Annotated in this window: 16 protein-coding genes; 4 read left to right on the forward strand and 12 right to left on the reverse strand. The window is 72.8% G+C overall.

All coding sequences use genetic code 11. The features are described from left to right. The first annotated feature begins 49 nt into the window (after positions 1–49). Complete coding sequence (locus tag LWP59_RS19900; RefSeq protein WP_144636956.1) at positions 50–472, forward strand: DUF6292 family protein; 423 nt, start codon at positions 50–52, stop codon at positions 470–472. 6 nt (positions 473–478) lie between these two features. On the opposite strand, the gene LWP59_RS19905 is transcribed toward LWP59_RS19900, so the two are convergent. The 8 genes from LWP59_RS19905 to mdlC all read right to left on the reverse strand — a co-directional run bounded on the left by LWP59_RS19905 (position 479) and on the right by mdlC (position 10618). Then, positions 479–1213, reverse strand: a complete 735-nt coding sequence (locus LWP59_RS19905; protein WP_229857505.1) for a transglycosylase SLT domain-containing protein — start codon at positions 1211–1213, stop codon at positions 479–481. Positions 1214–1500: 287 nt separating this feature from the next. Further along, entirely contained in the window at positions 1501–3216 is a 1716-nt protein-coding gene (locus LWP59_RS19910; RefSeq protein ID WP_144636958.1) for a sigma-54-dependent Fis family transcriptional regulator, read from the reverse strand. Between the two features lie 60 nt (positions 3217–3276). Further along, positions 3277–4368, reverse strand: a complete 1092-nt coding sequence (locus tag LWP59_RS19915) for an LLM class flavin-dependent oxidoreductase (protein ID WP_186383175.1) — start codon at positions 4366–4368, stop codon at positions 3277–3279. Further along, positions 4362–6062 carry a CocE/NonD family hydrolase gene (locus tag LWP59_RS19920; RefSeq protein ID WP_144636962.1) on the reverse strand — a complete coding sequence of 567 codons (1701 nt, stop codon included), beginning with the start codon at positions 6060–6062 and terminating at the stop codon, positions 4362–4364. The genes LWP59_RS19915 and LWP59_RS19920 overlap by 7 nt, the downstream gene beginning before the upstream one ends. Before the next feature lie 98 nt (positions 6063–6160). Further along, positions 6161–7165, reverse strand: coding sequence for an LLM class flavin-dependent oxidoreductase (locus LWP59_RS19925; RefSeq protein WP_144636964.1), 1005 nt, complete (start codon positions 7163–7165; stop codon positions 6161–6163). Positions 7166–7185: 20 nt separating this feature from the next. Next, positions 7186–7479 carry an ArsR/SmtB family transcription factor gene (locus tag LWP59_RS19930; protein ID WP_229857504.1) on the reverse strand — a complete coding sequence of 98 codons (294 nt, stop codon included), beginning with the start codon at positions 7477–7479 and terminating at the stop codon, positions 7186–7188. Between the two features lie 301 nt (positions 7480–7780). Further along, positions 7781–9007 (reverse strand): MFS transporter, encoded by a 1227-nt coding sequence (locus LWP59_RS19935; protein WP_144636968.1) that lies wholly within the window; start codon positions 9005–9007, stop codon positions 7781–7783. A gap of 27 nt (positions 9008–9034) precedes the next feature. Beyond that, positions 9035–10618, reverse strand: coding sequence for a benzoylformate decarboxylase (mdlC, locus tag LWP59_RS19940; protein WP_144636970.1), 1584 nt, complete (start codon positions 10616–10618; stop codon positions 9035–9037). Positions 10619–10720: 102 nt separating this feature from the next. On the opposite strand from mdlC, the gene LWP59_RS19945 reads away from it, so the two are divergent. Further along, positions 10721–11614 (forward strand): LysR family transcriptional regulator, encoded by an 894-nt coding sequence (locus tag LWP59_RS19945; protein ID WP_144636972.1) that lies wholly within the window; start codon positions 10721–10723, stop codon positions 11612–11614. 22 nt (positions 11615–11636) lie between these two features. Here the strand turns inward: LWP59_RS19945 and LWP59_RS19950 are convergent, their stop codons facing one another. Further along, on the reverse strand, positions 11637–12944 hold the full coding sequence (locus tag LWP59_RS19950) for an NAD(P)/FAD-dependent oxidoreductase (protein WP_222425490.1): 1308 nt from the start codon (positions 12942–12944) through the stop codon (positions 11637–11639). Positions 12945–13184: 240 nt separating this feature from the next. Between LWP59_RS19950 and LWP59_RS19955 the strand changes: the two genes are divergently transcribed. Continuing rightward, positions 13185–13562, forward strand: a complete 378-nt coding sequence (locus LWP59_RS19955; protein WP_144636976.1) for a VOC family protein — start codon at positions 13185–13187, stop codon at positions 13560–13562. On the opposite strand, the gene LWP59_RS19960 is transcribed toward LWP59_RS19955, so the two are convergent. Further along, entirely contained in the window at positions 13502–13789 is a 288-nt protein-coding gene (locus tag LWP59_RS19960) for a hypothetical protein (protein WP_144636978.1), read from the reverse strand. The genes LWP59_RS19955 and LWP59_RS19960 overlap by 61 nt on opposite strands. Positions 13790–13879: 90 nt before the next feature. Continuing rightward, the gene (locus LWP59_RS19965; RefSeq protein ID WP_144636980.1) at positions 13880–14746 is read right to left on the reverse strand and encodes an oxidoreductase; all 867 of its coding nucleotides are present in this window, start codon (positions 14744–14746) and stop codon (positions 13880–13882) included. Between the two features lie 136 nt (positions 14747–14882). Here LWP59_RS19965 and LWP59_RS19970 point away from each other — a divergent pair, with 136 nt between their 5' ends. Continuing rightward, positions 14883–15743 (forward strand): helix-turn-helix domain-containing protein, encoded by an 861-nt coding sequence (locus LWP59_RS19970; protein ID WP_144636982.1) that lies wholly within the window; start codon positions 14883–14885, stop codon positions 15741–15743. Positions 15744–15750: 7 nt separating this feature from the next. Here LWP59_RS19970 and LWP59_RS19975 read toward each other — a convergent pair whose 3' ends face one another. Continuing rightward, entirely contained in the window at positions 15751–16860 is a 1110-nt protein-coding gene (locus tag LWP59_RS19975) for a CapA family protein (protein ID WP_373299456.1), read from the reverse strand. Positions 16861–16875 lie beyond the last annotated feature (15 nt).

Here is a 16875-nt window from a genome sequence, read left to right on the forward strand (position 1 = left end):
GCCGCCCCCACCGGGGCGGGCCGGCTCGTCGCGAAAAGAGCTGACGCCAGTGACTCTCGCTTCCGATCCCCACCTCGACCTCGACTTCGCCCTCAACGCCGGGCTGCGCGCCTACATCCGGGCAGTCAGCGTCGCGATCGGCAGCGGCTGGGAGGCCTGTTCGCTCGACTTCGGCTCGCCGCTGGGTGCCTACATCGCGCTGGACTGGCGGCTGGCCGCCCATCCCGGCTGCGATCTGGCGCTGCTGTGGCACGAGCGGCAGGGGTGGTCGGCGGTGCTGGAGACGCCGTCCGGCGAGGACCTGACCGTCGCGCGGCTCGGCGGCCCGGTGGTCGCCGAGCCACGCGTGGTCGTGAAGTTCCTGGCCGAGGTGCGGGCCGGTCGCACGCCGTCCCCGTCGCCTGTCCTGGCGGGGAGCGTCGCGGAACTGACCGCCGAGCTGACTCCCTATCTGGAGCGGCCCGTCCTGTAGCGGCGGTCAGTAGCCCCGGTAGCCCTCGCCCCGGCTGAGCGACGCCAGGCCCGGGTGGGCGTCGAAGCCGCCGTAGCGGCTGATCGTGTACCGGACCCCGGCGATGATGTTGTCGACCGGGTCGAAGATGTCATCGTGCCCGGCGAGCTTGTTCGCCTGGAAGGTCTGGTCCACGCACTGCATCAGGCCCTTCGAGGGGTGCCCTGCCCTGGCGTTGGCGTCCCAGTGGTTGACCGCGTCCGGGTCGCCGTCGGACTCCTTCTCGATGATCGTGCGGATGCCCGGGATGTCCGCCGTGGACACCGGGACGCCCTGCTGCCGCATGATGTCCACGGCTTCGGTGATCCACTGGTCCAGCCGGTCGCCGGCGGGCGCGGCCTGTGGCTCCGCACTGCCCGCGGGCGGCGCGGCGACCTTGGGCGGCTCGCCGCCCGGCTGGGCGAGGGGAAGGACGACGGCTGGGGCGCCGGTCGCGCCGCCCCAGCTGTCGGGCAGCCCGAGCAGGGCCGGGGTGCTCTGGGTGCCGGGGCCGGCCGGCGGCGGCGCCGGGGCCGTGCCGGCGAGCGCGACCGGGGTCGCCGCGCCGGCGACGGACATCACCAGCACGCCGGCCGAAATGGAGGTCCGGGCGCCGAGGCGGCCGAGACCGCGGGTGGCGGGTGCGCCATGGGTGTGCCGCCGGGTCGGGAGGAACGGCGGGTATTTTCGTTTCGCGCGCTTGTTCGATCTGTGGTTGCCCACGTTCGCAGGTCTCCTCGGGTCGGGGTGTGCACACGCCGACCGTGTCGGGGGCCAGGCCGGCGGGGTCCACGGTGAGCGGTGAGCCGCGGATCTCCGCAGGACCTCGGCCAGGTTACGAACTCGAAACGGCCAGATCACGTGACGGTGACGAGACCCACAGATACATCAGGTTTGAAACAATTCCCGCGCTGGTCGGAGCCGCTGCTCAGGCCCTCTTTCTGACCACTGGTAACGGAATTGCTACTGCACTGAATTGCACGTGCGTAATTCGACGGCGCGGCACCGGATCAATGCAGTTCGTGACGCTTGAGCTTCCGGTACACCGTCGCCCGCGAGACGCCCAGGCGGTCCGCCGCCAGTGCCCGGTCCCCGCCGCTCTCACGCAGCGCGGCCAGCAGGACACGCCGCTCCGCGGCGCGCACCTCGTCCAGCGGGTGCCCGGCACTGTTCCGCCCGTGCCGCGCGGGCAGGTCCCGCAGGTCGAGCACGGGGCCACGGGCCCGGATCCGGGCGCTCGCCAGCACCTGCCGCAGCTGCCGGACGTTGCCCGGCCAGTCGCTCGCGAGCAGCGCGGCCACCGCGCGTGGGGCCGGCGTGACGGGCTCCTCCCCCGCACCGGCGAGCAGCGCCGCGCACAGGGCCCCGAACTCGCTCCGGCGCTCACGCAGCGGCGGCACCGTCAGCAGCACGGGAAAGCTCTCGCGAACCTCGGCCGCACCGTTGTCGTCGGCGGCGGTGCCCACCACCGGCCCACACGCGCCGGCCACCAGCCCGGTCACGCTCGCCACCAGCTCCGGCGGTACCTCCGTGACGTGGCCGAGCAGCACCGGCCGCCCCTCACCGACAGCTTCCGCGAGGCGGTGCAACCAGTTCTCCGGATCGAGGTGCGCGAGCGCGCCGTCGAACTCGGCGATCCCGCCTCCCAGCGCCGCTTTCGCCTCGTGCCGCTTGCCACAGCCCCGTTCGCCCGTCAGCAGCACCGGCTGCCCCAGCGCGCGTGCCAGCGAGTGGCGGAAATCGTCCATCGGGTCCGGCGAAACCCAGGCCGGGTCCGCGCACTCCGGACGGGACCCGGCCGGGCGCAGCACCAGCACGGCGCCGAACTCGCCCCTGGGCTGACGGACGGGGAGCACCTGGATCGTCACACTCGCCCCGGAGCTCAGGGTGCGCCGCGTCTTCCGTCCACACGAACCGGTTTCCCCGGCGATGCGGCGCAACAACTCCTCGTCGGCCTCGTGCACGACGGCCCGGGCACGCGTGCTCACCACGCAGAGCTGCTTGCTCACCGCCACCACCGGATCCCGGTACCGGCGCTGTGCGGCCGAAAACGCGTCGAAGAGCTCCCGCTCGCCGTCGCTCCGGCTGCCCAGCAGCCGCGCCTCGATCGACCGCCCGATCTCCACCACCAGCGGCAGCAGCGCGGCCGTGCCGTACTCCCGCATGCAGTGCACGCCCAGCGTGCCCGCGTACCGCTTGGTGAACGGGTCGCGGATGATCACGCCGGTCGTGGTGAGGATCTCGCTGTCGGCCCGGAAGTGCTCCGTGCCGGAGATCACGAAGGCCTGCTGGGTCTCGTGCGCGCAGCCGAGCCCGTTGGTCCCCATGACGTCCTCGCCGAAGGACATGCCGGGGCACAGGCGCTGCCGGTGCACCCGCCCCGCCTGCGGGAAGTCGCCGACCACCAGCGTCAGCAGCCGGCAGGCGCGGTCGGCGAGGAAGCCCCAGGAATTGAGATCGGAGATCTCGTCCTCGAGCCGGCGCAGCACCGGCTGTGCCACCGCCGCGAGCCGGGTGCGCGGCCGGAACTCCTCGTCGACGACGTACGTGCGGGCGCTGGGGTCGACACCGGCGAGCATCGACCGCCGCCAGGACACGACCACCTCGGGCCGGACGCCCGGGTACTGCGCCGGGTCCACGGAGAACGGATCGCGGGCCAGCACCTCGAGCTTGACCTCGCGCACGCGCCGCCAGTCGGCCGCGGTGCGCGGGATCGGCGTCGTCATGGCCCCGACGGTACCGGCGTCCGCACCCACGCCAGGCCGGTTTTCCGTCCCGTGGAACGGTTACGCCGCGACGCTGACCGCCGCACCCCGCAGGCCGCGGGCCTTCGGCAGCACCTCGCGGGCGAACAGCCCGAGGCTGGCGCGCGCGTGCTCGTAGGGCATCCCGCCGAAGGCCGGCGCCAGGGTCAGCTCGAAGTCGCCGAGCACGTCGCGGATCGCCTCGATATGGCCGAGGACGCGCTCGGGACTGCCCCACAGCGCGGTCGCCGCGTAGTCGTCGGCGGCCTTCTCGAGGCCGATCTCGCGGAAGTAGGCCGCGTTGGCCGCGTACCGTTCGTGGCCCTTGACGCCGGCGAAGTGCTCACCCGCCATCTCGTAGTGCTCCACATTGGACATGAAGAACCGGTTCACGTACTCGAAGTGCCGCTCGCGTGCCAGTTCGTCGTCCTCGTGGCAGTACATGTTGACGTTGAGCGAGATCGGCGGCGCGATCTCGCCGTGCCCGGCCTCGTACAGCTCCCGGTAGCGGGTGAAGGTCGGCATCAGGTCGGGCACCGGACGGACGATGAACGACATCATCTTCGCCCGCAGCTTCGCCGCCATCACCACGGAGTCCGGCGAGCCGGCGACGCAGTAGCGCCGGCCGAGGAAGGAGCTACGCGGCCGCGGCCGCAGTTCCGCGCGGGGCTGCGGGTAGTACGGGCCGCCGCCTTCGATGACGCCGCTCTCCAGGGCCTCGAAGAGCATCGGCGCGGCCTCGTCGAACCGGTCCCGGGTCTCGCCGAGCGGGATGCGGAAGGGTTCGTACTCGGTGCGGGACAGGCCGCGTCCCACGCCGAGCAACAGCCTGCCGCCGCAGATGTTGTCGACCATGAGCGCTTTTTCCGCCACCCGCAGGGGATCGTTCCACGGCAGGATCACAGCGGCGGTGCCGAGCTTGATCCGCGAGGTGCGCCCGGCGAGATGGGCGAGCACGAGCAGGTTGTCCGGGCACAGCGAGTAGTCGGAGAAGTGGTGCTCGACGACCCAGACGCTGTCGTAGCCGAGGCGTTCGGCCTCCACCGCCACGTCGAGCTCGCCGGAGTACAGCTGCTCGTCGGTCAGCGACGGGTCGAGCCGGCCGAAGCCGAGGTTGATCCCGATGTTCAGCACTGCTGGTCTCCCTTGTCCGCTGGGATGACGGGAAGGCGGATCGAGCTGGGGTGTTCTGGTCCGAAGTGGACACACTGGGTGGCTGGGACGAACTCGTCCTCGGTGACCTGTCCGGCGGGCGTGCCGGTGCCGGGGTTGCGGTCGAAGCACGGGAAGTTCGAGCTGGCTATGTCGACGCGGATCCGGTGTCCCGCCCGGAAGAGCTGGCTCGTGGCACCGACGTCGATCCTGTACTCGTAAACCTTCCCGGGCACGACCGGGAGCGGTGTGTCCATTCCGGACCGGTAGCGGGCCCGCACGATGCCGTCGGCGATGCCCATGGCCCGGCCGCCGGGATGGACGTCGACGAGCTTCGCGGTGAAGTCGGTGTCGGCGGCGGAAGTGGCCGCGTGCAGGTGCACGGTGAGCGGCCCGGTGACCTCCACGTCGTGGTCGAGCACCGGGCCGGTGAAGCGCAGGATGTCGGTGCGGGCGTCGAGCAGCCGCTGGTCCCGCGATCCCGGCTGGTAGCCGAGCCCGCCGTCGCGGCTGCCTGCCATGAGGATGGCGCCGCCGACGGTGGGCACGGGGTCGCGCGGGTCGTGCACGTACTCGGCCGTGCCCGCGCCGGGAAGGTCGCGGCCCAGCGAGCCGTCGGCGCCGAGATACCAGGTCTGCCGGTCGGTGCGCGCCGGCGGCCACTCGTTCTCGGTGCGCCAGCGGCCCGCGCCCATCACGTAGACCTGGACCGGGGGCAAGGACGCCGGCGCACCGTCCGCGCTCTCGCGCAGGAAGCGCAGCTGCTGGTGCTCCAGCCGGATGGCCTGCGCGCTGCCGCCGGGGTGGTACACCTCGCCGGTGATGCCGGACTGGTCCGCGTGCGACCACGGCCCGACGATCAGGTGCTGGCCGCCCGCGGGCGCCATCGTGGTGTAGTTGCCGAGGGTGCCGCGGAGGAAGAGGTCGAACCACCCGCCGACGTGCAGTGCCGGCACGGCCGTCCCGGCGCGCCGGGAGGCGTAGCTGATGCCCTGCCAGTACTTCCGGTCGTTCTCCCGGCCGAGCCAGGTGCGCCAGCCGGGCAGGATGTCGGTCAGCCCCGGCCGGTCGGACAGCGGCAGCGCCCGGTAGGCAGACTCGGGATCCGCCGCCAGCCCGGCGAGTGCGGCCGCCACCCCGTCGCGCCCGGCGTTCCGCGGGAGCAGCTGGGCGGCGGTCAGCAGATGCCAGGCGAGCGCCTGCCCGAGCTGGAAGGCGCCCTGGCGGTAGACCAGCCCGTCCCGGTAGTCGTCGGGCGTGACCGTGGGAGCGATCGCGACGAGCCCGCCGGGGCGGTGGCCGCTGACCGCGAGCTGCACCATGCCCAGGTAGGACATGCCGTACATGACGATCCTGCCGTCACACCACGGTTGCCGGGTGAGCCAGCCGAGGGTGTCGAGCCCGTCGGCGGTCTCGTTCTCGAACGTTCGCAGCTCTCCGTCGGAGCGCCCGGTGCCGCGGCAGTCCTGCACCAGCACGGCGAAACCCGCGTCGAGGGCGGGCAGCACGGGCAGCGAGCGGGACAGCGGCTCGGCATACGGCGTCCGCACGAGCATGACCGGCCGTGGCCCGGCCGCGTCGCGGTACAGAATGCCGGCGAGGTGCGCGCCGTCGCGCATCGGTGTCCGGACCCGCTCGAGCAGGTGCGTGTCCAGTCCTGGCAGCGTCCCGGTCACCGGCGCCCCTCCCCTGCATCGCTCTGACGAGGGCTTGCGCTGGTTACGCTACGGCCGGCGGGGTGCCTGGTCCGTCTCACTTCTGAGACGGGCGGCGGTCAGCCCCGCAGGGCGGCCGCCGCCATCGCCTCGCCGGTGAGCTCCACCGAGCGCACCCGGTCCTCGGCCTGCTGGGCTTGGTGGGCGACGATGAGCTCGTCGGCCTGGATCGAGGCCGCGAACTCCTCCAGGTACGCGCGGACCTCGGCAGGCGTGCCCGCCGCGGTGTACTTCGTCATCGAACTGAGGTGGCGCCCGTTCGGCGAGGCCAGGAACGCGTCGATCTCGGCGTCGGTGAAGTTCCCGCCACCGGGGCCACGCGAGATCATCGAGCGCGCCCTGGCACGGTAGGAGATCTCCCGTTGCTCGAGCGCCTTGTCGTGGTCCTCGGCCGCGAACACGTTGGCACCGGCGATGACGTACGGCTCGGCCAGCTGCTCCGAGGGCCGGAACGTGTCCCGGTAGACGGCGACGGCCTGGTGCAGTGCGTCGGGAGCGAAGTGGGACGCGAAGGCGTACGGCAGGCCGAGCTGCGCGGCGAGCTGGGCGCCGAACAGCGACGAGCCGAGGATGTACAGCGGCACCTCGCCTTCGGCGCGCGGCACCGCCTGCACGCCGGGAACCCGCGACTTCCCGCGCAGATAGCCCTGCAGCTCCAGCACGTCCTGGGGAAAGGAGTCCGCCGACATCGGGTCGCGGCGCAGCGCGCGGGTGGTGTTCTGGTCGCTGCCCGGCGCGCGGCCGAGGCCCAGGTCGATGCGGCCCGGGAAGAGCGACTCCAGGGTGCCGAACTGCTCGGCGATCACCAGCGGGGAGTGGTTGGGCAGCATCACGCCGCCCGAGCCGAGGCGGATGCTCTCGGTGTGCGCGGCGATGTGGCCGATGACCACGCTCGTCGCGCTGGAGGCGATGGAGGCCATGTTGTGGTGCTCGGCGTACCACACCCGCCGGTAGCCGCTGCGCTCGGCGGCGCGGGCGAGCGCGACACTGGCCTGGAGGCTTTCGCGCGCGGTCTGCCCGGGCGCGATCGGCGCCAGGTCGAGGATCGACAGAGCGAGGGGCATGATGGCTGCCTTTCGTCGCGTCAGAGGACGCGGTGGAGTCGTTCGGTGAAGGCGCGGATGCGGGCGTCGTCGCGCCGGTAGTAGGTCCACTGCCCGCGTCGCGTGGCCAGCAGGAAGCCCGCGCGCTGCAGGATGGCCAGGTGTGCCGAGACGGTGGAGGCGGAGCTGCCCGTCCGCTGCTGGATGAGTCCCACGCACACGCCGAGCTCGGCCGTCTCGCCCGCCGCCGCGGGGAAGTTGGCGGCCGGGTCCTTGAGCCACTCGAGGATGCGCAGCCGCGTCTCGTTCGCCAGGGCCTTGCACTCGTCGAGCACGCGCACCTTCCTTCGGTATTTCGCTGATTTCCGAAGTTAGTCCTCCCGCGGGCGCGGGGCACCATGATCCCGCTCACCGGGTGGGCTCGCTCGGGGACGGCGCCGCGACCGGCGGCGGGCGACTCTTCCGGCGAGCGGCGGTGGCGGCCAGACGGGAACGGCGGTGCGACTCCTCCGGCGAGCGGCGGTGCCGGCCAGACGGGAACGCCGAGGCGGCGAGTGCGCTGTGTCGCTCGGCGGCGGATCGCGGCCTGCGCGGCCGGCCGCCGCCGGTGCTCGGCGGCACCGGCGGCGGCCGCGCTCAGCCCTGCAGCGCCGGTTCGTCCGCCGCCCGGGTCTCCGCCGTGCGGGCGCGCAGGAACAGCACGGCGACCAGGCCGAGGACCGCCACCGCCGCGAAGAACCAGAAGCCCCACGGGTAGGCGACACCTGCGGTGACGAGCGCGCCGGTGATGAACGGGCCGACGATCGAACCGAGCCTGCCGACCGCGGAGGTCAGCCCGAGCGCCGTGCCCCGCGCGCGGGCCGGGAAGGCCTGCGCGACGTAGCCGTAGATCAGCACCTGGGCGGAGAACACGAACACGCCGGTCAGCAGCACCAGCGCGTTGAGCAGCACGCTGCTGCCGATGTGCAGGCTCAGCACGGCGAGCAGGACGGCGCCGGCGCCGAACCACAGCCGCGCGATCGGCGGGATGCCACGCCGGTCGGCGACGACCCCGCCGAGCACGAGCCCGATGATCGCCCCGACGTTGAGCACCAGCAGCAGCGCGACCGAGGTCGAGATCGGGTAGCCCGCGCTGCGCATCAGCTGTGGCAGCCAGGTGTTGAGCCCGTAGACCAGCAGCAGCCCCATGAACGAGCCCGCCCACACCGCGAGACTGATCCGCCGGTACTTCGGGCCGAGCAGGTAGCGCAGGCTGACCTTCTCCACCTCCGGCTGTTCCTTCGCCGCGAGGTAGGCGGCCGACTCCGGCAGCCGCCACCACATCAGCGGCACCACGGCCAGCCCCACCGCGCCGCCGCCGTAGAACAGCACGTGCCAGTTCTCCCCCACCACGAGCGCGAGGATCGAGGTGAGCACCGCGCCGACGTGGTAGCCGGTCATGGTGAACGTGCTCGCGCTCGCCCGCCGCCGGGCGGGCAGGTTCTCCGACATCACCGTGAGCGCCACGGGCATGCAGGCGCCCAGGCCCAGCCCGGCGGCGAACCGGAGCACGCCGAACACCGCGACGTTCGGCGCCAGCGGGGTCAGCAGCGTGAACAGCGAGAACAGCAGCACCGAGCCGATGAGCATGCCGCGCCGGCCGAAGCGGTCGGTGAGCGGGCCGAGCCCGGCGGCGCCGACGGCGACGCCGACCAGCGACACGGTGGCCACAGCCGTGGCCCCGGCGGCGGTGAAGCCGAGGTGGTGGGTCTTCAGCAGCGTCGGGATGGTCGCGCCGAGTGCCACCAGGTCGTAGCCCTCGAGCAGGACCGTCAGCCAGCACAGCACGGCCGTGGTGACCGACCGGGTGGGAGACGTCGTCATTGCCGTACTCCTTGGGATGGAAGGGTTTTACTCAGGACTGGTGGCCGCCGTGTCGACCTGGATCAGGCGCGGGCCCGCCGAGGCCGTCTTCAGCTGGGCACGCAGGTCCTCGGCGCCGGTGACCGTGGTGGCCGGGACCCCGTAGCCCTCGGCGATCGGCACGAAGTCCAGGCCCGGGATCTCGGTGCCCGGCACGTCGGGGGTGCCCAGCACCTGCCCGAACCAGCGCAGCGCGCCGTAGGTGCCGTTGCGCAGGATCACGAACGTCACCGGCACCCGGTACTGCGCCGCGGTCCACAGCGCGGTGATGCCGTAGTTCGCCGAACCGTCGCCGATCACCGCGACGACCGGCCGGTCGGGCAGGCCCATCGCCATGCCGACCGCGGCCGGCATGCCGAACCCGAGGCCGCCGGCGGCGGGGAAGAAGTACGAGCCCGCGCGGCGCAGGTCCATCTGCCGCCACCAGGCGGCGTTGGTCGAGGTGGACTCCACGACGTAGCAGGTGTCCGCCGCCTGGGTCTCGCGCAGCGCGGCGAACACCTGCTCCGGGTGCAGCGCGCCGTCCGCGGTGGCCGGTTCGGGGTTGGCCAGGAACCGGGGGCCGTCGGCGGCGCCCGGCCGGGCCGGCAGGCGGGTGCGCAGCGCCTCGAGCACCGGGGCGGGGTCGGCGACGAGCGCCTCCCCCATCGGCGCGCGGGCGGCGGCGCCTGCGTCGTCGGTGACCTGGATGAGCCGGGTGCCCGCCGGCAGGTAGGGGCCCGGCACGTGCTGGTGGTAGCGGAACACCGGCGCGCCCAGCACGAGCACGAGGTCGTGCCCGGTGAGCGCGGACGACACCGGCTCGATGCCCGCGGGCAGCACCCCGCGGAAGAGCCGGTGGCGGTTGGGGAACGGCAGCCGGTGCGGTGAGGGCGCCACCCAGACCGGCAGGTCCAGGTGCTCGGCGAGCGCGACCGCGCGGTCGAACAGCCCGGCCGTGTCGAGGTCGGCGCCGAGCACGAGGACGGGGTTGCGCGCGGTGCCGAGCGCGTCGGTGACGGCGGCCAGCTGCTGCTCGTCCGGCACGAGGCCCCGCTGCACGGAGCGGTCCAGCGTGACGGCGGCGTTCGCGTCGAGCTCGGCCGACCAGTCGTCGTAGGGCACCGAAAGGTAGGTCGGGCGCCGCTGGAGCCCGGCCTCGAACACCGCCTGCGCGAGCGAGCGCGGGACGTCGGCGGCGCAGCTCGGTTCCCCGGACCAGCCGACCAGCGGGCGCATCAGCGTGGTGGCGTCGACGTTGGCGAGCATGGCCTCCAGGCCGATGGCCGAGCGCACCTGCTGGCCCGCGGTGAGCACCAGCGGCGACCGGGAGGAGACGGCGTTGGTCAGCGCGCCCATCGCGTTGCCCGAGCCGGCGGCGGCGTGCAGGTTGACCAGCACCGGGCGGCCGGTTGCCTGGGCGTAGCCGTCGGCCATCCCGACCACGACGCCCTCGTGCAGGCCGAGCACGTACCGGAAGGAGCCGGGCAGCTCGGCGAGGAAGGGTAGCTCGTTCGAGCCGGGGTTGCCGAAGATCGTGGTCAGCCCCTGGCGTTCCAGGAACTCGTGGGCGATCCGGCGGGCGGTGGGCATGCGCGGGTCCTCCTTGACGGCTGCGATGGACCAGAGCGTAGGCGGAATGTCCGACCGTGTTCCAATCAATGTTGCCCACGTGCGTCATAGAGAGGATCGATAATGCCGGACTTCGACCTCAACCTCGTGCGGACGTTCGTGCTGCTGTACGAGACCCGCAGCGTGACCGCGACCGCGCAGACCCTGCACGTCACCCAGCCGACGGTGAGCTACGGGCTGCAGAAGCTGCGCCGGCGGTTCTCCGACGAGCTGTTCCGCCGCACCGGCAACGGGCTGGTGCCGACGACGACCGCGCAGACGTTGTACGAGCCGCTGCACAGCGCGCTCGCCGAGATCGAGGCGGCGGTCAGCGGTGCCCGCTCGTTCGACCCGGCGTCCGCGCGGGCCGCGTTCACGCTGTGCCTGTCCGACCTCGGCGAGGTGTCGCTCCTGCCGCGGTTGATGGCCGCCCTGCCGGGCCGGGCGCCCGGGGTGACGCTGACCGTCCGCCCGCTGGACGTGGTGAACGCCGCGGACCAGCTCGGCCGCGGCGAGATCGACGCGTTCATCGCCTCGCCGCTGCTCGTCGACCAGCGGGTGGCACGGGTCCCGCTGTTCTCCGAGGGCTACGTCGGCATGGTCGCCGCCGACCACCCGCGGCTGCGGGGCGACCGGGTGGGCTTTCCGGCGCTGGCCGCCGAGCGGCACATCGCGGTGTTCGGCCCGGCCGGGCACCACGGGCCGCGGCGTGCGCTGGAGGCGCACGGCCTCCTGGGCCGGGTGGCGCTCGAGGTGACGCGGTTCGCCACGCTGCCGTACCTGGTGCAGGACAGCGAGCTGATGGCGATGGTGCCGCGGCTGGTGGCCGAGGTCTTCGCGGCCGAGCACCGGGTGCGGCTGCTCGAGCTGCCGATGGACGTCGAGCCCGCGCAGGTGTCCATCTACACCCGGCACGCCCACGCCCGGACGCCGGCGCAGCACTGGCTGGTGGAGTTCATGCGCGAGGTGCTTGGCTGAGAAACACCCCGGGGTATGCCTGCTACGCCGAGGCGCGGGTCCGGTCCTCGTGCTCGCTCCAGTCGATCTCGTACGCGTCGGGGCGGTCGACGACGATCTGCGGGCGCCGGTGGGTGCCGTAGTCCCAGAACCAGCTCGCCACCGCGCCGATCCGCTCGCGCACCCCCGACAGCAGCGCGACGTGCACCGCCAGCCACGACAGGAACGCCAGCGGGCCCGCGATCTGCCGGCGCCTGGTGCCGAGCTCGGCCACCGACGCGCCGCGCCCGATCATCGCCATGATGCCCTTGTCCCGGTAGACGAACGGCGTCCGGGCACCACCACGCAGGTCGGCCAGGATGTTGCGCGCGGCCCACTTCCCCGACTGCTGCGCGACCGACCCCAGCTGCGGCAGCCGCTGCCCCTTGCCGTCGGTGATGTTCGCCGAGTCACCGAGGGCGTAGACCCCCTCGTGGCCCGGCACCGTCAGGTCGGGATCGACGTCGACCCGGCCGCCCTTGCCCTGCGGCACGCCCGAGTCGCTCAGCAGCCCGCGCGCCTTGAGGCCACCCGCCCAGACGACGGTCCGCGACCGGATGAAGGTGCCGTCCTCGAGCAGCACCCCGTCCTTGCGGACCTCGGTGACGCTGACGCCCAGCTTCAGCTCCACCCCGGCGTCGCGCAGCCGCTTCGCCGCGTACTTGCGGGACTTCTCGCTGAACGGCATCAGGATGTCGGGCAGCATGTCGACCAGGTACACCTTGCCCGCGCGGGCCAGGTCGGCGGAGAGGTAGTTCGGCACCACCTCGCGCATGCTCTCGGCCACCGCCCCCGCGGTCTCCACCCCGGTGGCCCCGGCGCCGACGATCACGACGTTCAGCGCGCCCTTCTCGATGTAGCGCCGGTCGCGGTCGGCGGCGTCGAGCGCGCCGAGGAAGCGCGAGCGCAACCGGGCGGCGTCGTCGAGCGAGTAGAGCGGGAAGGCGTACTGGTCGGCGCCCTTGATGCCGAAGAAGTTGACCTCGGCGCCGGTCGCGACGACCAGCACGCGACCGCCGAAGGTGAGGCCGTCGGCCGTGGTGACCGTGCGCTGCTCCGGGTCGATCCGCACGATGTCGGCCGTGGTGACCTTGACGCTGCGGTCGTGGCGGAAGATCGCCCGCAGCGGCCGGGCCACGTCCCTGTTGGCGAGCTGCGCGGTGGCGACCTGGTAGATCAGCGGCTGGAACTGGTGGTAGTTGTTCCGGTCGATCAGCCGCACGTCCACGCCGCGCCCGGCCAGCTCCCTGGCCGCGCTCAGCCCGGCGAAGCCCGCCCCGACGATCACTACCTCGTGCGTCTGTGCCCGCACCCGGCCCACCATCCTCGTTCCGGTCTCGTTCCGGCCCACGCCCGCGGAGCCGCCTACACGGCACCGGCTACCCGCCGCGCGCCGGGCTGACACCTGCCACGGGCGCTTGCCTCGGCCGGCGGGGCGACACGGGGGGTGGACTGTGCGACCACGAGTTCGACATCCTGGAACCGCGGGTGCGCACCCATGGCGCCACCGCGATCGTCGAAACGGCAGCGGACAGGCCGGAAAGGACGAGTCATGCCAGTACAGCTGAACCACACGATCGTCGAAGCCCGGGACAGGCAGGAGACGGCCTCGTTCCTCGCGGACGTCCTGGGCCTGGCCGAACCCGAGCCCTACGGCCCGTTCCTTGTGGTGAGCACCGACAACGGCGTCTCGCTGGACGTCGTCGAGACGGGCGGACCGGTGCACTCGCAGCACTACGCGTTCCTGGTCGGCGAGGACGAGTTCGACCGGATCTTCGGGCGGATCACCGAGCGCGGGCTCGAGTACTGGGCCGACCCGTTCGGGAAGGAACCCGGCCGCGTCAACCACAACGACGGCGGCCGCGGGGTCTACTGGGCCGACCCGAACGGCCACCGGCTGGAGATCATCACCCGCCCGTACGGCGGCTGAGCAGCAGGCCCGCGGACCAGGCGGCCCGCTTCAGGGGCGCACCGGGTCGGCGAGCATGTCGCAGTACCACAGCGCGCGTCCGCGAACCGCGCCGTGGCGCACTGGACCCAGCCGTGCAGGACGTTCGGCGACACCTGGTCCTGCTCGGCCCGCAGCCCGCGCTCGTCGACGAACGACTCGCGCAGCGCTTCGCGCTCGTCCGCGCGGGACAACAGTTTCTGGGCCACAGTCCACTCCTCCGGGAGCCAGCAGCAGGGTATTCGGGCGAGGTCTCCTTCACCGTGGAGCGGATCCCGGCCCCGCCGTGGCCCGGACGGTTACGCCCCGACGCGGTCCAGTTCGGCGACCGCGTCCGCAGGCAGGGTCAGCTCCGCCGCTGCCACGTTCTCGTGCAGGTGGGCCACCGAGGACGTGCCGGGGATGAGGACGATGGCGGGCGAGCGCTGCAGCAGCCACGCCAGCGCGACCTGCTGCGGCGAGGCGCCGAGGCGGCCGGCGACGTTCGTCAGCGTCTCCGACTGCAACGGTGTGAAGCCGCCGAGCGGGAAGAACGGCGCGAACGCGATGTTCTCCGCCGCGCACCGGTCCACGAGGGCGTCGTCCTGGCGGTTGGCCAGGTTGTACAGGTTCTGCACGGTGACGACCGGCGCGATGGCCTGCGCCTCGGTGAGCTGGGCGTCGGACACCCCGCTGAGCCCCAGGTGCCGGATCAGCCCCTCCTTCTGCAGCTCGGCCAGCGCGGCGAACTGCTCGCCCAGCGGCGCGTCGTCGGGCGTCTCGTGCGCGCCGACCCGCAGGTTGACCACGTCGAGCACGTCCACGTCCAGGTGCTCGAGGTTCTCCCGGACCTGCGCCTTGAGGTCCTCGGGCTCCAGCGACATGTCCCAGCTGCCCTGCGGCCCGCGCCGCGCGCCGACCTTGGTGACGATGCGCAGGTCCGCCGGGTACGGGTGCAGCGCCTCCCTGATCAGCTCGTTGACCACCGTCGGGCCGTAGAAGTCACTCGTGTCGATGTGGGTGATGCCCAGCTCGACCACCTCGCGCAGCACGGCGATCGCCTGGTCGCGGTCCTTCGGCGGCCCGAACACGTTCGGCCCGGCCAGCTGCATGGCGCCGTAGCCCATCCGGGTGATCGTGAGGTCGTCCGCGAGCGGGTGGGTCCCGCCCGCGACTGTGTTGGCCATGGTCTGCCTTTCGCTTGCTCTTCCAGTGGCTGCACCTCCCACTCTGCTCCGCCGCTCGCGGCGCTGGGGATGCCCCCGCGTTCCTGGTAGTCCGGGGGACACCCACCCGCGGGGAGACGGAACTACGGTGGATCGCATGGAGAGCACGAACGCGCTGGGCGAGTTCCTGCGCGCCCGGCGCGAGCTGGTCCGGCCGCAGGACGCCGGGATCAGCGCGGGCGGCGGGCTGCGGCGGGTGCCGGGCCTGCGCCGCGAGGAGGTGGCGACGCTGGCCGGCATCAGCGCCGACTACTACCTGCGGCTGGAGCAGGGCCGGGACCGCAACCCGTCGGTCCAGGTACTCGAGGCGCTCGCCACCGTCCTGCGGCTCGACGCCGACGCCACCGCCTACCTGCTCGCGCTCGCCGGTCCCGGGAGCCAGTCCCGGCGCCGGGCGCCGAACCGGGAGCGCGTGCCGCCGAGCATCCGCCAGCTCATCGACGGCTGGACGAGCAACCCGGCGTACGTGCAGAACAAGTTCTCCGAGGTGCTCGCGGTGAACTCGCTCGCCGCCGCGCTCTCGCCGAACTACTCCCCCGGTGTCAACGCGCTGCGGGCGGTGTTCCTGGACCCCCGCGAGAAGGAACTGCGCCGCGACTGGGACACGCTGACCGAGGAGGGCGTCGCGACGCTGCGCGCGAACGTCGGGCCGGACGTCGACGACCCACGGCTGGTCGAGCTGGTCGGCGAGCTGTCCGTCCGAAGTGAACGGTTCCGGCAGCTGTGGGCCCGGCACGACGTGCGGCCGCGGACCAGCCGCGTCAGCAGGCTCAGCCACCCTCAGGTCGGCGACCTGGACCTGGCGGCCGACAAGCTGACCATCAACGGCACGGACGGGCTGATCCTGGTCGTCTTCCACGCCGAGCCGGGCAGCCGCAGCGCCGAGCTGCTGGAAATCCTGGGCAGCCTGACCGCACCGGAGGACGCGGCGAGGGCGCCCTCCGACCGTCCACAGTGAACAGTGCTCAACTCGCGGCGCGGGTGAGACCGGCCTGCCCGGCGCCGCGACTGAGCACCACCCCGTCGGTGTCCTGCACCGCTTTCGCCGAGCGCGCCGGGTCGAGGTCGGGGCTGCTCGCCGTGCGCAGGCGGATCGGCGGGCCGAGATCGATCACGGTGGGCACGTACTCGGCGCGGTCCACCGTCCAGCCGGTGCCCGAACGCGTGAAGTGGAACCGCGCGATGACTCCTTCCTCCGTGCTGCCGCGCGGCTCCGAGTGCCGGGCGATCGAGTTGCCGAGACCGTAGGCGACCCATTTGCCGTCGATCTTCTCGAACGGCTGCACCACGTGCGCGTGATGGCCGATGATCAGGTCGATCGCCGGGTCGCCCAGCAGGCGCTGCGCGATCCGCCGCTGCTCGGCCGTCGGCAACGGCTGGTACTCCACACCCCAGTGCAGGCTCGCGATCACGATCTGTGCGCCCGCGGCGCGGGCCGCCCGGGCGGCGGCGAGGACGGCGTCCGCGTCGAGGGTGTTCGCGAGCCAGGGCGTGGCGCTCGGCACTTTCCGCCCGTTGAAGCCGAAGGTGAACGAGACGTGGCCGACCTTCACCCCGTGCACGTCGAGCACGAGCGGGGTCAGCGCCTCCTGTTTCGTCCTGGCCGAGCCGGTGTGCCGGATCCCGGCCGCGTCGAGGTCGTCGAGGGTGCGGTCCACGCCGCCGGCGCCCTGGTCCAGGGTGTGGTTCGACGCGGTGGAGCAGTCGTCGTACCCGGTGGCGGCGATCGCCGTGGCGATCTCCGGTGGCGCGCTGAAGTCCGGGTAGCCCTCGAAGGGCCCGCCCGCCGGTGCCAGCGGGGTTTCCAGGTGGCAGACGGCGAGGTCCGCGCGGCTGATCGTGTCGCGGATCCCGGCGAGCATCGGGCGGTAGTCGCGCCGCCCGCCACCGTCCTCGGTGGCCTGCTCGGTCAGCTCCGGATGGATCAGCACGTCGCCGGTGGCCACGACGCTGAAACCGGGGTCGGCGGGCACGGCCGGGGCGGTGGTGCCGCCCGCTGTCCGCTCGACGCCGGCCGTGCAGGCGCCCAGCACCGGCACCACCGCCAGGGTCGCGATCAACCGGCGCACGCGCATGCGGCGCATCCTGCC

This window comes from Amycolatopsis acidiphila (genome assembly GCF_021391495.1).
Taxonomy (GTDB): domain Bacteria; phylum Actinomycetota; class Actinomycetes; order Mycobacteriales; family Pseudonocardiaceae; genus Amycolatopsis_E; species Amycolatopsis_E acidiphila.

Bases quoted from the DNA above. Each gene is read 5' to 3' on its own strand.
- LWP59_RS19910 (WP_144636958.1), bottom strand. From the start codon at position 3,216: ATGACGACGCCGATCCCGCGCACCGCGGCCGACTGGCGGCGCGTGCGC.
- LWP59_RS19925 (WP_144636964.1), bottom strand. From the start codon at position 7,165: ATGCCCCTCGCTCTGTCGATCCTCGACCTGGCGCCGATCGCGCCCGGG.
- LWP59_RS19935 (WP_144636968.1), bottom strand. From the start codon at position 9,007: ATGACGACGTCTCCCACCCGGTCGGTCACCACGGCCGTGCTGTGCTGG.
- mdlC (WP_144636970.1), bottom strand. From the start codon at position 10,618: ATGCCCACCGCCCGCCGGATCGCCCACGAGTTCCTGGAACGCCAGGGG.
- LWP59_RS19945 (WP_144636972.1), top strand. From the start codon at position 10,721: ATGCCGGACTTCGACCTCAACCTCGTGCGGACGTTCGTGCTGCTGTAC.
- LWP59_RS19955 (WP_144636976.1), top strand. From the start codon at position 13,185: ATGCCAGTACAGCTGAACCACACGATCGTCGAAGCCCGGGACAGGCAG.
- LWP59_RS19965 (WP_144636980.1), bottom strand. From the start codon at position 14,746: ATGGCCAACACAGTCGCGGGCGGGACCCACCCGCTCGCGGACGACCTC.
- LWP59_RS19970 (WP_144636982.1), top strand. From the start codon at position 14,883: ATGGAGAGCACGAACGCGCTGGGCGAGTTCCTGCGCGCCCGGCGCGAG.
- LWP59_RS19975 (WP_373299456.1), bottom strand. From the start codon at position 16,860: ATGCGCGTGCGCCGGTTGATCGCGACCCTGGCGGTGGTGCCGGTGCTG.